This is a genomic window from Martelella sp. UBA3392, assembly GCF_002358775.1.
Taxonomy (GTDB): Bacteria; Pseudomonadota; Alphaproteobacteria; order Rhizobiales; family Rhizobiaceae; genus Martelella; species Martelella mediterranea.
This window is the reverse complement of the sequence record NZ_DEPM01000191.1, coordinates 1-13,926: the sequence shown is the minus strand read 5'-3', so window position 1 is coordinate 13,926 and position 13,926 is coordinate 1. Positions and strand designations below refer to the sequence as shown.

At 62.4% G+C, this 13,926-nt stretch carries 16 protein-coding genes; 8 read left to right on the top strand and 8 right to left on the bottom strand.

Annotation, left to right across the window (positions count from 1 at the left end; genetic code table 11):
* Positions 1-323: 323 nt before the first annotated feature.
* Complete coding sequence (locus B4E36_RS14790) at positions 324-1,010, top strand: outer membrane protein (protein WP_292055371.1); 687 nt, start codon at positions 324-326, stop codon at positions 1,008-1,010.
* 279 nt (positions 1,011-1,289) lie between these two features.
* Here B4E36_RS14790 and B4E36_RS14785 read toward each other — a convergent pair whose 3' ends face one another.
* The gene (locus tag B4E36_RS14785) at positions 1,290-1,787 is read right to left on the bottom strand and encodes a ferritin-like domain-containing protein (RefSeq protein ID WP_292055370.1); all 498 of its coding nucleotides are present in this window, start codon (positions 1,785-1,787) and stop codon (positions 1,290-1,292) included.
* A gap of 144 nt (positions 1,788-1,931) precedes the next feature.
* Positions 1,932-2,648 carry a glutathione binding-like protein gene (locus tag B4E36_RS14780; RefSeq protein ID WP_292055369.1) on the bottom strand — a complete coding sequence of 239 codons (717 nt, stop codon included), beginning with the start codon at positions 2,646-2,648 and terminating at the stop codon, positions 1,932-1,934.
* Between the two features lie 312 nt (positions 2,649-2,960).
* Here B4E36_RS14780 and B4E36_RS14775 point away from each other — a divergent pair, with 312 nt between their 5' ends.
* The 4 genes from B4E36_RS14775 (at position 2,961) to B4E36_RS14760 (ending at position 6,400) form a co-directional block, all read left to right on the top strand.
* Positions 2,961-3,668, top strand: coding sequence for a 3-oxoacid CoA-transferase subunit A (locus B4E36_RS14775; RefSeq protein WP_018065511.1), 708 nt, complete (start codon positions 2,961-2,963; stop codon positions 3,666-3,668).
* Positions 3,665-4,348 carry a 3-oxoacid CoA-transferase subunit B gene (locus B4E36_RS14770; RefSeq protein WP_292055368.1) on the top strand — a complete coding sequence of 228 codons (684 nt, stop codon included), beginning with the start codon at positions 3,665-3,667 and terminating at the stop codon, positions 4,346-4,348. Before B4E36_RS14775 ends, B4E36_RS14770 begins: the two co-directional genes overlap by 4 nt.
* Before the next feature lie 2 nt (positions 4,349-4,350).
* Entirely contained in the window at positions 4,351-5,550 is a 1,200-nt protein-coding gene (gene pcaF, locus B4E36_RS14765; protein WP_292055367.1) for a 3-oxoadipyl-CoA thiolase, read from the top strand.
* A gap of 94 nt (positions 5,551-5,644) precedes the next feature.
* Positions 5,645-6,400 (top strand): IclR family transcriptional regulator domain-containing protein, encoded by a 756-nt coding sequence (locus B4E36_RS14760; RefSeq protein ID WP_292055366.1) that lies wholly within the window; start codon positions 5,645-5,647, stop codon positions 6,398-6,400.
* Between the two features lies 1 nt (position 6,401).
* Here the strand turns inward: B4E36_RS14760 and B4E36_RS14755 are convergent, their stop codons facing one another.
* Entirely contained in the window at positions 6,402-7,349 is a 948-nt protein-coding gene (locus tag B4E36_RS14755) for a LysR substrate-binding domain-containing protein (RefSeq protein WP_345900516.1), read from the bottom strand.
* Positions 7,350-7,584: 235 nt separating this feature from the next.
* Between B4E36_RS14755 and B4E36_RS14750 the strand changes: the two genes are divergently transcribed.
* A complete protein-coding gene (locus tag B4E36_RS14750; RefSeq protein WP_292055364.1) occupies positions 7,585-7,854 on the top strand; it encodes a DUF1127 domain-containing protein in 270 nt (89 codons plus the stop codon).
* Between the two features lie 225 nt (positions 7,855-8,079).
* Here B4E36_RS14750 and B4E36_RS14745 read toward each other — a convergent pair whose 3' ends face one another.
* The 4 genes from B4E36_RS14745 to B4E36_RS14730 form a co-directional block, all read right to left on the bottom strand.
* Complete coding sequence (locus tag B4E36_RS14745; protein ID WP_292055363.1) at positions 8,080-8,430, bottom strand: VOC family protein; 351 nt, start codon at positions 8,428-8,430, stop codon at positions 8,080-8,082.
* Between the two features lie 63 nt (positions 8,431-8,493).
* Positions 8,494-9,867, bottom strand: coding sequence for a glutamate--cysteine ligase (locus B4E36_RS14740; protein ID WP_345900515.1), 1,374 nt, complete (start codon positions 9,865-9,867; stop codon positions 8,494-8,496).
* A 193-nt stretch (positions 9,868-10,060) separates the two neighbouring features.
* Positions 10,061-10,798 (bottom strand): 16S rRNA (uracil(1498)-N(3))-methyltransferase, encoded by a 738-nt coding sequence (locus tag B4E36_RS14735; protein ID WP_292055361.1) that lies wholly within the window; start codon positions 10,796-10,798, stop codon positions 10,061-10,063.
* 91 nt (positions 10,799-10,889) lie between these two features.
* The gene (locus tag B4E36_RS14730; RefSeq protein WP_230720651.1) at positions 10,890-11,354 is read right to left on the bottom strand and encodes an NUDIX hydrolase; all 465 of its coding nucleotides are present in this window, start codon (positions 11,352-11,354) and stop codon (positions 10,890-10,892) included.
* A 242-nt stretch (positions 11,355-11,596) separates the two neighbouring features.
* Here B4E36_RS14730 and B4E36_RS14725 point away from each other — a divergent pair, with 242 nt between their 5' ends.
* Positions 11,597-11,761, top strand: coding sequence for a DUF1328 family protein (locus B4E36_RS14725; protein ID WP_018065521.1), 165 nt, complete (start codon positions 11,597-11,599; stop codon positions 11,759-11,761).
* Positions 11,762-11,768: 7 nt separating this feature from the next.
* On the opposite strand, the gene B4E36_RS14720 is transcribed toward B4E36_RS14725, so the two are convergent.
* Positions 11,769-12,674, bottom strand: a complete 906-nt coding sequence (locus tag B4E36_RS14720) for a LysR family transcriptional regulator (protein WP_292055360.1) — start codon at positions 12,672-12,674, stop codon at positions 11,769-11,771.
* A gap of 152 nt (positions 12,675-12,826) precedes the next feature.
* Here B4E36_RS14720 and B4E36_RS14715 point away from each other — a divergent pair.
* Positions 12,827-13,926, top strand: a 1,100-nt coding sequence (locus B4E36_RS14715) for an FAD-binding protein (protein WP_345900514.1), incomplete at its 3' end; no start/stop codon positions are given.

Here is a 13,926-nt window from a genome sequence, read left to right as displayed (position 1 = left end):
GGGCGGAATGGGTGGCATGGGCGGCATGATGTAATCAGGCGAAAGCCTGATTACAGAATAGCACGCCCATCATGCTCAATGGTTTGGCGCGGCAAGCGCGCCAAACTGGCGGCATGATGTAATCAGGCAAAAGCCTGACTGCAGAATAAAGCCCGGTCTCATCCGGAATCTGAAAGGCGGCGCTTTGGTGTCGCCTTTTTTTGTGTTCTATCTGCAACAGGCCCGGTCACTTCTTGATTTCCTGCCGCGTCGTAAGCTTCATCTCGGCGAGCAGGATGGTATTTGCCTTTCATCAACTCCGCTCGCTCAGATGAAAGACCCCGATGAAGCTCCTTCCTTGCACAGTTCTTGCCGCCCTCCTTGTCGCTCCCGCTGCGCGAGCAGCGGATATCTCCATGCCCGCCGCGCCGCCATCGCCGGCGGTTGTTGACTGGTCGGGCTTTTATTTCGGCGCGGAAGGCGGCTATGGCTGGCTGGCCGGGGAAATACCGGAAACCGTCTTTACCGCCGGCAAGACCGAGGCGGCCTCCGGCGGCACGGCGGGCATTTTCGTCGGTTACGACCATCAGCTCGACAACCGCATGGTGATCGGCATCGAAGGCGCCTACAGCTATAACTGGAACGACAATGACTACGTCGTCTCCTCCCCGCTCCCGATCCTGAACGGCCAGAGCGTGACTTTCGGGACCGAGTGGCGGGCAAGCGTGGAGGGACGGCTTGGCTATGCCTGGGGCAAGGCGCTCGTCTATGCCTCGGGCGGCTTCGCCTCGACCCGGCTCGAGGGCAGCTTTTCGCTCACCGGTCAGGGTTATGATGATGTTTTGAACGGCTGGACCGCAGGCCTCGGCGTTGATTACGCCTTCACCGAACATGTCTTCGGGCGACTGAAGGCGAGCTATAGCGATTACGGCAAGACCGATCTCGTCACTCAGGCGACCGGCCTACCGGGCCTTGATGATACGAAACTGTCTCAGGCCAGCATCACCGCCGGCATCGGTTTCAAGTTCTAATAGAACGGAACGCAAAAAGGGCGGCGAACCGCCCTCCGTTTGCTGACATAGCCGTCAGTCTCGGAGTTCGTGATACTCGATCCCCCACAGGGGTCATGCTCGGGCTTGACCCGAGCATCCATACTGCGGATCCGGAGCTCAGAGTTGTACCGTTAATTCTGTGCTGTTCCGCCTGGATCCTCGGGTCAAGCCCGAGGATGACGCAAGATAGGCGACACGGTCCGCCAACAAGCTGAAGGTTGACGGACCGGCCTTCTTCGCGAGGGCGCGAATTCGGCCTTAAACCGCCTCGGCGCTGGCGTTGACGGATTTTTCCGCCAGTTTCGACAGTTCCAGATCGGCCTTGGATTCCTGCTCGAAGGTTTCCTCGAGAAGCTTGACCACATCCTTCTTGCCCAACTGGCGGGCCCAGGCGAGCAGCGTGCCGTAGCGGGCCATTTCGTAGTGCTCTACAGCCTGGGCGGACGAAATCAGACCGGCGTCCAGCGCCGGCGCGCCCTTGAACTCCTCGATGATTTCCTCGCCCTCGGCGATGATGCCCTGGATCGCCTCGCAGGTCTTGCCGCGAGCCGGCTTGCCAAGAATTTCGAAAACCTGCTGCAGGCGTTCCACCTGGCCCTCGGTTTCCTCCTTGTGGTTGCGGAAGGCTTCCGCCAGGTCTTCGGAACGCGCAGCGCGGGCCATTTTCGGCAACGCCTTCAGGATCTGGCGTTCGGCGAAATAGATGTCTTTCAGCGTATCAAGAAACAGGTCGTCGAGCGTTTTCTGCTTTGTCATTGGATTCTCCTCGGTTGGCACCCGTCATTCGGATACCCATCAAACGTCCCGTTCGCCGAAGCGGTTCCATGCCGAATGCAGAACCTCAAATATAAAGGGCGCAGCCTTCGCCGCGCCCGAAATCATAAGCCGTCAGACCGAAACTCAGCCGGCGGCAGGCACCGTGAAGCCCTTCACGCTGGCCGGACGATCGGCGCAGCGTTCAACCCAGGCTGAAACGGCCGGGAAATCGGCAAGCTTCAGTGCATCCTGCGCTTCATAATGGACGGACAGGCCCCGCACCCAGGGAAAGATCGCAATATCGGCAATGCTGTAATCGGAAGGTTCTTCACCCATGATAAACTTGCGATCCCTGAGCCGCCCTTCCAGCACGCCGAGAAGCCTGCGCGATTCATTGGTGTAGCGCTGCACCGGATAGGGGTTGTTCGCGACCTTGTCGGCGGCATGTTTGAAGAAGTGACCAAACTGGCCGAACATCGGGCCGACGCCGCCCATCTGGAACATTACCCACTGGATCACCTCATAGCGGCCAACCGGGTCATTGGGCATCAGGCGACCGGTCTTTTCAGCAAGGTAGATCAGGATCGCGCCCGATTCGAACAGGCCGATCGGCTTTCCTTCCGGTCCTTCGGGATCGATGATCGCGGGAATCTTGTTATTCGGGTTGAGCGACAGAAATTCCGGCGTCATCTGGTCGTCCCTGTCGAACGCCACCCGATGGGCCTCGTAGGGCAGTTCCATCTCTTCCAGCGCAATCGAGACTTTCACGCCGTTGGGCGTCGGCAGGGAGTAAAGCTGGATGAAATCCGGGTTCTCGGCCGGCCAGCGTTGCGTAATGGGAAATTCCGACAGGCGAGACATGGACGCTCCTGCAATATGTTTGACTGAATGTAATGGCGAGATGTGAAGTGGATTGCCAATTCGCAAGACCTCTCATGTCATTTTTATGGCAAAACCGTGTCTCCTCGCCAAAAAGATGACGTTTTTGGTGAATCGTCACTTGTTTGTGCGGTTGCAGCAAATCTTCGACACCGCTGAAAAGACGATATCGAGGAAGTTCACAATGCGCACAGTTTTGCGCCTCTGTTGAACAAAGATCGCACTATGAACTTTTCATCTGGCTGTCGGCGCGCGCTGTCTTTAAAAACGCCCCAATGGAAGGAGATCCAGCACATGGACAAGACAGCGACGTCCCTGAGGGACACCGTCGCCGATATCTTCGACGGCGCGACCGTGATGATCGGCGGCTTCGGCGGTTCCGGCTCGCCGATCGAACTGATCCACGCCCTGATCGACCAGGGCGCGCGCGACCTGACCGTGATCAACAACAATGCCGGCAACGGCCATATCGGCCTGGCCGCGCTGATCGAGCAGGATCGTGTCGCCAAGATCATCTGCTCGTTTCCGCGCTCGTCCAATGCGACGGTGTTCAATGAACGCTATCTCGCCGGCAAGATCGAGCTGGAGATCGTGCCGCAGGGCACGCTTGCCGAGCGCATCCGCGCCGGCGGCGCCGGCATTCCGGCTTTCTACACGCCGACCAGCTACGGCACCGAGCTTGCCGAGGGCAAGCCGGTCGAGGAATTCGAAGGCCGGCATTATGTGCGCGAGCGCTGGCTGAAGGCCGACTTCGCGCTGATCAAGGCCGAGTGCGCGGACCCTCACGGCAACCTCACCTATCGCATGGCCGCGCGCAACTTCTCGCCACTGATGGCGATGGCGGCGGCGAAGACGATCGTGCAGGCCTCCCGCATGGTGCCGCTGGGCGGCATCGACCCGGAACACGTCATCACCCCCGGCATCTTCGTCGATACCGTGGTGGAGGTTCCGCACCCGGTTCAGGAGGAAGTCCTGATGCGCGAGGAGGCGCGTTACCCATGAACGACTTTTCCGACATCAAGCTCTCCAACGCCCAGATCGCCTGGCGCGCCGCGCAGGACATCGAGGACGGCGCCTATGTCAATCTCGGCATCGGCTTTCCCGAAATGGTCGCCAAGTTCCAGCCGGAAGGCAAGCAGGCGATCTTCCATACCGAGAACGGCGTGCTGGATTTCGGCCCCGCCCCGCCCGAAGGCGAAGAGGACTGGGACCTGGTCAATGCCGGCAAGAAAGCGATCACGCTGAAGCCGGGCACATCCTTCTTCCACCATGCCGACAGCTTCTCCATGGTGCGCGGCGGTCATCTCGACGTCGCCATTCTGGGCGCATATGAGGTTGCCGAGAACGGCGATCTCGCCAACTGGTCGACCGGCAAGGGCGGCATTCCCGCCGTCGGCGGCGCGATGGATCTGGTCCACGGCGCGGGCCGCGTCGCGGTGCTGACCGAGCACACCACCAAGAAGGGCCAGCCCAAACTGGTCGAACGCTGCTCGCTGCCGCTGACCGGCGTCGGCTGCGTGACCCGCGTCTACACCTCGCTCGCCGTAATCGATATCGCCGGCGGCCGCTTCATCCTGCGGGAGAAACTGCCGGGGCTGTCGGTTGAAGATCTGCAGTCGGTCACCGGCGGCACGCTACATATCGAGGGCGACGTGAAAGACCTGAAGGCACCGGAGGTTTGACCATGAATGACGTTTATATCTGCGACTATATCCGCACCCCGATCGGCCGCTATGGCGGCGCGCTCTCTTCCGTGCGCACCGACGATCTCGGCGCGATCCCGCTCAAGGCCCTGATGGCGCGCAATGCGGGCGTCGACTGGGAAGCCATTGACGATGTGATCTATGGCTGCGCCAACCAGGCGGGCGAGGACAACCGCAATGTCGCGCGCATGGCGCTGCTGCTGGCCGGCCTGCCGGAGAGTGTTTCCGGCACCACGATGAACCGGCTGTGCGGTTCGGGCATGGATGCGGTGATCACCGCGGCCCGCGCGATCAAGGCCGGCGAGGCGGAACTGATGGTGGCAGGCGGCGTCGAATCGATGTCGCGCGCGCCCTTCGTCATGGGCAAGGCCGAAACCGCCTTCAGCCGCTCGGCCGAAATCTTCGACACCACCATCGGCTGGCGGTTCGTCAACCCGCTGATGAAGGCGCAGTACGGTGTGGATTCGATGCCCGAGACCGGCGAGAACGTGGCCGAGGATTTCTCGGTCAGCCGCGAGGATCAGGACAGGTTCGCGCTCGCCTCGCAGCAGAAGGCCGGTCGGGCGATGGCCTCCGGCCGGCTGGCGCGGGAGATCACCCCGGTCTCGATCCCGCGCCGCAAGGGCGATCCGGTGATCGTCGACACCGACGAGCATCCCCGACCCGACACCACACTGGAAGCGCTGGCGAAGCTCAAAACCCCGTTCCGCGAAAACGGCACGGTCACCGCCGGCAATGCCTCCGGCGTCAATGACGGCGCGGCGGCCCTGATCGTGGCAAGCGCGGAGGCGGCAAAAAAGCACGGCCTCACGCCGATCGCCCGCGTGCTTGGCGGCGCGACCGCCGGCGTTGCGCCCCGGATCATGGGCTTCGGGCCGGCCATCGCCTCGAAGAAGCTGCTGGCCCGCCTCGGCCTTTCGACGGACGACCTCGCCGTGATCGAGCTCAACGAGGCCTTCGCCTCGCAGGGCCTCGCCACGCTGCGCGACCTGAACATCGCCGATGACGACCCGCGCGTGAACCCGAATGGCGGCGCGATCGCGCTCGGCCATCCCCTTGGCATGTCGGGCGCGCGCATCACCGGTTCGGCGATGCTCGATCTGAAGCCCGGCGAGAAATCGCTGTCGACCATGTGCATCGGCGTCGGCCAGGGCATCGCGATCGCGCTGGAACGTGTCTGACGACGGATTGGCGGCGCTCGGACGCCGCCCTGCCGCCATTGCAGCCCGGCGGAACCTGTGCACAATGTGACCATTGTTCACGATGAGACCACTGATGCTCAAGTCAACGGATCATATAGCCTCCTTCGCCAAGGGATTGCGCGTCATCACCTGCTTCGGCGCGTCAACGCCCAGGCTTTCGATCGCGGAGGTGGCGGCGGCCACCGGCTATGACCGCGCCACCGCGCGACGCTGCCTGCTGACGCTCCATGCAGAGGGTTATGCCAGCTATGACGGCAAGTATTTCGCGCTGACGCCCCAGGCCCTCAGGCTCGGCATGAGCGCGCTCAACGCGCTGCCGCTGCCGCAACGGGTCCAGCCCTGGCTCGATCAGGTTTCAGAGCAGATCGGCCAGTCCTGCTCGGTGGCGATCCTCGATGAAACCGAGATCGTCTACATCGCCCGCGCCGCCCAGCGGCGGGTCATGTCGATCGGGCTGATGCCGGGCTCGCGCCTGCCCGCCCATGCCACATCCATGGGCCGCGTGCTGCTTGCCTCGCTCCCCGAAGCCGAGGCCCGCGCCCTGATCGCCCGCGCTGACCTGACCCCGCGCACGCCGAAAAGCCTGACCGATCCCGACGAGATCATGGACAGCGTCAGAGCGGCGCACCGCAACGGCTACTGCCTGATCGACGAGGAGGTGGAAACCGGCCTGCGCGCCATCGCCGTACCCGTCCTCGACGGACGCGGGCGCACGGTGGCAGCCCTCAATACCGGCATGGCCGTTACCCGGGCGCCCGCAGAAAGCCTGATCGAAACCTACCTGCCGGCGCTTTTGAAAGTGCAGCAGAACCTCAAGCGGATCGTTTAAATCACCAGCTCGCGAGCATCTGGCCGGGCTTGGAACGCGCCAGGCGCTGGTGGGCTCTTTCCGGCTCCATTTCGGGCATCATTTCCGCCTGGCTGATATTGTCGAGCGAGGCGATGATGTGGTTGGAGAGCGCCGTTGTGAGCGACGCCGGCGCGCCCGGCCGCTTCATCAGGCCGATCTGGACCGGCTCCAGCGTGGGAAAGCCATCCGCCGGCGTCAACACCCGCATGCCGTTCCGGACCGCCGATTCGGGCAGGACCGAGACCGCCATGCCGGCCAGAACCGCCGAGGCAAGCACGGTCGCCGACCAGCTTGTGAACAGGATGCGATACTCGCGCCCCACCCCATCCAGCGCCTTCACCGCCAGATCGCGCCAGCAGCAATCGCGGCGCCCGACGGCGAGCGGCACCGGCCGGTCCACCGGCAAGGGGTGGTTGGCGGAGGCAACCCAGCACAGCGCCTCGGTGCGAACCACTTCCGACTGGCGGGTGCGCGCATTATGGGTGACCAGCGCCAGATCCAGCTCTCCCTGCTTCAGCCGCTCGGCCAGATCGACGGAGTCCTCGCAAACGATATAGAGTTCGACATTGGGATGGCTTCTGGCGAACCGGTTGATGATATCCGGCATATAGCGATCGGCGTAATCGTCCGGCGTGCCGATCCTGAGCGAGCCCTGAAGCCGGTTCTCGTCAAAGGCGGTGATCGCTTCGTTGTTGAGACGGATGATCCGGCGGGCGTAGTTCAGAAGCTTGTCGCCCTCGTCCGTCAGCCTCACCCCGCGCCCATCCTTGGTGAAGAGCTGCTTGCCGATCCGCTCCTCCAGTCGGCGCATCTGCATCGAGACGGCCGATTGCGTCTTGAAGACGTGTTCGGCCGCCCGCGTGAATGATCCGTAATCGACGATCGCGACGAAGGTCTGGAGTTGATCGATATCCAGTGGCGCTACCATATTCACACCCATCAAGTTCTATGATGAGTGATATTAGAAACATTCGTTGGACTGATCAATAAGAAATCGTCACCTTGGAAAACGAAGAAGCGAGCAGCCGCTCAGCACCACCGGCAAGAAACGGGTGGCTGTCCGGGCGATAATACAGTTTGTTCGCTTTGAAAGGAAGCCATGAGGTTTCCGCCCGCAAGCCGTGCAAAGCCGAAAAGGTTCGGCGCACACCAAGGAGGCGACAATGTCGTTGATTGAAAGGACATCCGCGAGCCGGATGAGCATCGGACATTCACTCTGGACTGGCATCAGCGCGTTCATGCGTGCTGCGCGGCGCTTTACGAAAAACCGACTGGCCCTGCAGCGCATGGCCGAGATGGATGATGCGCTACTGAAAGATATCGGGCTATCGCGCCACGAAATCCATCGCGCCCATATGGCCCCGCTCTCCGAGGACCCGATGGCCGAGCTGCGCAAGGCAGCCGCCAACCGCGCCGCGCGCATGTATGTGTGAACGCATTCCGGCCACCTTCCAAGGCCACAAGATCACGCTCCGCTGCCTTGGCGGCGGAGCCTTGCCGCCCCTGGTGGCGGCACACCGGATTGGCGTCATTTGAAGGCCGTACGTCCCAACCACGGTCCGAGAAGGCGTCATTTTCCCCGCAGGGTGGTTCAGCCTTCACTCTGCATTTTGCCCGGAAGCACTTGTGTTTCCGGGCTTTTTTGTGCGGTTTGGGCTTCAATCGGGTTGCCAGAGTTCGATTGGATTGCCTTCGGGATCATGGATCCTGGCAAAGCGGCCGACGCCCGGCATGTCCCAGTCGGGATTTGTGACGACGTCGATGCCGGCGGCGGTCAGGCGCGCCGAAAGGGCGTCGAGATCATCCACCCGGAAGTTGAGCATGAAATCCCGGTCTTCGGGAAAGTAGTCGCTGGTCGCCGGAAACGGCGCAAAGACCAGGGGGCCGGCAGCGGTTTGCCAGGGGCCGCCGGTCCCGGAGCCAACGCCCAGATGTTCAGCGTACCACGCGCCGAGCATCTCCGGGTCATGCGCGCGAAAGAAAAAACCGCCAATGCCGGTAACGCCCATTCGAACCTCCACATCGCAGCCGTAGAATACCGGCGCGCGCGAAAGCCGTCCATGCCTGAAAATTCAGTACTGGAATTCTTCGAACAGCGGATCGACGGAGCCCTTCCAGCGACCGTGATAGAGTGCCAGCAGGTCTTCGGCGAAGGTGGTCTTCTTGGCGATGATTTCATCGAGCGGATTGAGGAACACGCTTTCGTCCTGACCGTCGCCGTTGAGGTTGCCGCGCGATTTCAGGCCGGCGCGGGCGATACCGACAACCTCGCGGGCGATATCCACCAGCGGACGACCGCCGATTTCGGCCTTCAGCGCCAGGCGCGGCACCTCGTCGCGCAGGCGGTGGATGTCCGCCACCTGCCAGTCGGCCGTCAGTTGGTCGGCGGCATCCATCGCACCGTGATCATAGAGCAGGCCGACCCAGAAGGATGGCAGCGCGCAGATGCGCCGCCATGTGCCGCCGTCAGCGCCGCGCATTTCCAGAAAGCGCTTCAGCCGCACATCCGGAAACAGCGTCGAGATATGGTTGGTCCAGTCGCCCATGGTCGGCTGCCATTCATCGATTTCGTCCTTCAACGCGCCATTCATGAACTGGCGGAAGGTGATACTCGTGCAATCGCGGTAACGACCGTCGCGGATGATGAAATACATCGGCACGTCAAGCGCCCAGTCGACATAGCGCTCGAAGGTGAAGTCGTCGCGGAACGCGAAATCGAGCAGGCCGGCGCGGTTATTGTCGGTGTCGCGCCAGATATCGCCGCGCCATGACAGCAGGCCGTTCGGCTTGCCCTCGGTGAACGGCGACGAGGCGAACAGCGCGGTTGCAAGCGGCTGCAGCTTCTGCGACAGCGCCATCTTGCGGCGCATGTCGGCCTCGGAGGAGAAATCGACATTCACCTGGATGGTGCAGGTGCGATACATCATGTCGAGACCCTGGCTGCCGACCTTGGGCATGTAGCGGGTCATGATCTCGTAGCGCGATTTGGGCATGCGCGGCGTTTCCGCGAGCGTCCATTTCGGGCTGCCGCCAATGCCGAGAAAGCCGATGCCCATCGGCTCGGCGACGCCGCGCAGCACGGCCAGATGCCGGTTCGATTCGCGACAGGTCTCGTGAAGGGTCTTGAGGGCCGCGCCGGAAAGCTCGAACTGCCCGCCCGGCTCCAGCGAGATCGCGCCCATGCCATGGGGCTCGGCTAGGCCGATGATATTGTCGCCATCCATGATGGCGTCCCAGCCGAGCTTGTCCTTCATGCCCTTCAGGATCGCCGAGATGGAGCGCTCGCCCTCATAGGGAACGGGGGTATTGTCGCCCTTGAAGAACGGAAACTTCTCGTGCTCCGTGCCGATCCGGAATTCGGACTCAGGCTTGCGCCCGGCTTCCAGATAGGCGACCAGTTCCGCCTTGCCGGTAATCGGCGTCCCGTCGGATGTGTCACGGGCCATGCAAGCTTCCTCGTTCTCAACACAAACAGATAGAGCGGTTTCGCATTTCAGTAAATGGAGCAACCGCCCTCGTCGTCAGGGCCTGAGCCCGCGCAATCCGCTCTTGAACCGGATCGCCGGGGCAATCAAGTCAATTTCTTTGATTGATGATGAAACGCGCGAAAACCGCATCAGGTCCGCGATCGGACCGGCGTCAGCGCCAGTCGCCGATCGTCGCCTGAATGACGGCAAGGGCGGCTACCGCCGCGGTATCCGCGCGCAGGATCCGCGGCCCGAGCGGAATGGCCGTGACGAAGGACAGGCCACGCAAAAGTGAACGCTCCTCGTCCGAAAACCCGCCTTCCGGGCCAACGATCAGCGCCAGCCGCGCGGCCTCCACCGTCTCAAGCGCTGCAAGCGGGTTCTGGGTTTCCGCCCCCTCATCGCAGAAGATCAGGTGCCGACCGGGCTCCCAGTTTTCGAGAAGGTCTTCAAGCTTGGCGGGTTCACGCAGTTCCGGCACGCTCAGCACGCCGCATTGCTCCGCCGCCTCGATGATGTTGGCGGCAAGACGCTCGGGCTTGGCGGGCTTGCCCTGGACATGGCGGGTCATCACCGGCTGGATGATGCCGGCGCCCATCTCGACCGCCTTCTGCACCATATAGTCCATCCGCCCGGTCTTGAGCGGCGCGAACAGGTAATGGAGGTCGGCGGCAGCCGGCTGGGGGCGGGTCTGTTCAACGGCCGTAAGCGTGATTTTCTTGCGCGTCGGAAAGGTAAGCCGCATCAGCCATTCGCCATCCCTGCCATTGAAGGCCAAGAGTTCGGTCCCCTCCGTAGCGCGCAGGACGTGGGCCAGGTAGTGAAACTGATTCTTGTCTGCTTCGATCTCCACTCCGAGGCCGAGATCGGCTTCGACAAACAGCCGTTGCAGGCGGTAATTTGCACGCATGGCAGGCTCGCATGGGGATGACGCCTCGCTTGCGGCGAGGCGTTGATAATCGGCTAGCGCGTTTCTTGCACAGGCAGGGGAAGGAACGCAACTAGCCGCCCAGGCGACCGGCGAAATCGATCAGCAGCGATTTCAACTCGCTCTCGTCCACCATTTCGGCGGCCTCTTCGGGGCTTGCCCATTTGCGCACGCGTTCATCGCGCTCCGGAAACCGGGCCTTCGCCTTGCGCACCCGCAGCGGAAAAATCTCGACCACGCAGGTGACGGATGTGCCGTCATCGAGACGCTTGAGATAGCGGAAATTGCCGACCGGCGTGTCGGAAACCTTGCCCTTGATGCCGGCTTCCTCGAAAGCCTCCTGCTCGGCCACCTCGTGCGGCGCCTTGTTGGCCATCGGCCAGCCCTTCGGCGTCACCCAGCGGCCGGTGTCGCGGCTGGTGATCAGCAGAACCTCGATGGTCTTCTTTTTCTTGGTTTTGGCCAGCCGGTAGCACAGCGCAGCATATTGCTGGCGGGCTTCATCGATTTCATCTGCCAAGTTTTCACTTGATGGCATGACGTTCCTTCCGGCGAATCAGGACCAATACGATCGGGATCGTATGTCTTAACACACGATTGCAGACCGTTTCTTACGGATGCGTGAAGCTTTTGTGAATTTTGATTGCACACGCGCGCAACCAATAGAATCGTCCTCCGCATGACATCTGTCAAGTCCGATAGCCCTCTCCGGAACTTTAGCGCCGCCGCCGCCGTTGACATGTCGAAATGCCGGATCGGCCAATATTGAGAGGACACGTCATGCTCGAATGGATTCTGATACTGTTGATCATCGCGGCTGTTGCCAGCCTGCTGGGTTTTCGCGGCGTTGCGGGCCTTTCCGCAGGCATTGCCCGCATTCTGATCTTCATCGTACTCGTGGTCATTCTGATCTCGCTGATCACCGGCGTCCTGATCATCGCCTGACCGATTGTCACAGCACGGCCTTGTCCCAATAGGGGGACGGGCCGTAGAGCCCGGCCATGAAGTCGATGAACAGCCGCACCTTGGCCGGCAGAAAATTTCTAGAGGCGTAAACCGCGAAAAGCCCGACATTGTCCGGGCTTTTATACTCCGGCAGCACATGGACGAGTTCGCCCGCCGCCAGTTCCGGCCCGATATCCCAGGTCGACCTCAGCGCGATGCCCATGCCGGCGAGCACCGCCTCGCGGATAACCTCGCTGGAATTGGTCACCAGCCGGCCGACCGGGCGGAACGACACCGGCCCCTCCGGACCTTCCAGCCGCCAGTATTCGCCGTTATGCGCCGGCAGGCAGACGTGCTGCTCCAGCGCTTCCAGGCTTGAAGGCGTACCGAAGCGCTCGACATACTGGCGCGAGGCGCAGAGCATGCGGCGGACCGGTGCGAGCTTGCGGGCAACCAGCGTGGAATCCGAAAGCTCGCCGATCCTCACCGCAAGGTCAAAACCATCCGCGACGATATCGACGAAGGCATCGCTGAGGATGAGCTCGATTTCCAATCCTTCATGAGTGTTCATGAAGGTGGCCAGGTGCGGCGCGATGTGCATCCGCCCGAACGAGGTCGGCGCCGAAATTCTGAGCCTGCCGCGAACCGTCGACGCATGGCCTTCGACAAAGGCCTCGGCCTCCTCGATCCCGGCGAGCACCGGCAGCAGGCGCTCGTAGAACCCGCGTCCGGTCTCCGTCAGGGTGATCATCCGCGTCGTGCGCTGCAGAAGGCGCACCCCGAGTTGCTCCTCGAGGCGGCGAATGCTTTTTGACACAACGGCCGGCGAAAGCCTCAGCGTCCTGCCCGCGTCACTCATGCTGCCGGTCGCGGCGACCTCCGCGAACACTTCCAGATCCTGCAGATTTTTCATAATCACCGCGATTGTTGCCGTTGTGGAACAAGTATTAGCATTTGTCTCGCAGTGAGGCCAATGTTAGAGAATGAGTTGCAGCCTTGATGCTGCGACTATCCCGTTTTGCGTGGCGTCCGGAAGCAAGCCCGGGCGCGATCTGGAGGTCCGCTTTGACAGGCACAATCGCGTTTCGCGAACCCGATGCCGGCATTCTGGCGCGGCGCGAAACCATCATTGACGAACTGCAGGCGCTGCTGCCTGAAGACGCGCTGGTGCACGAGGCGCGCGAACTGGTGCCGTTCGAGACCGATGCGTTTCTCGCCTATCATCGGGTACCGCTGGCGGTCTGCCTGCCGGAGACCACCGAGGATGTCGCCAGGGTGCTCGGCTACTGCCATGAGAACGGCATTCCCGTGGTGCCGCGCGGGGCCGGAACCTCGCTTGCCGGCGGCGCGATCGGCCAGGAGGATGCGATCATTCTCGGCCTGTCGCGGATGAACCGGATTCTCGACATCGACCTGCCGAACCGGGCAGCGGTGGTGCAGGCCGGCGTCACCAATATCGCGATCTCGGAAGCCGTCGCGCCGGAGGGCTTTTTCTACGCGCCGGACCCGAGTTCCCAGCTTGCCTGTACGATCGGCGGCAATATCGGCATGAATTCCGGCGGCGCGCATTGTCTGAAATACGGCGTCACCACCAACAACCTGCTCGGCGTCAAACTGGTGCTGGTCGACGGCACGGTCATCGACCTCGGCGGCAAGATGCTGGATTCGGGCAGCCTCGATCTCTTGGCGCTGGTGTGCGGCTCGGAGGGCCAGCTCGGCATCATCACCGAGGCGACCGTGCGGCTGCTGGCCAAGCCCGAGGGGGCGCGGCCGGTCCTGTTCGGCTTCCCCTCCTCCGAAAGCGCCGGCGCCTGCGTGACCGACATCATCGCCGCCGGCATCATTCCGGTCGCGATCGAATTCATGGACAAGCCGGCGATCGAAATCTGCGAGGCCTTTGCCCATGCCGGCTATCCACTGGATGCCGCCGCCCTTCTGATCATCGAGGTCGAGGGTTCCGAGGAAGAGATGGAGGCGATGCTCGGCCGGATCGTGACAATCGCCGAGACCCATGGCGTGATGGCCGTGCGCCGCAGCCAGTCGGCCACCGAGGCCGCGCTGATCTGGAAGGGCCGCAAATCCGCCTTCGGCGCGACCGGGCGGATCGCCGACTATATCTGCATGGACGGCACCGTGCCGCTCAGCCAGCTTTCCTACGTGCTGCA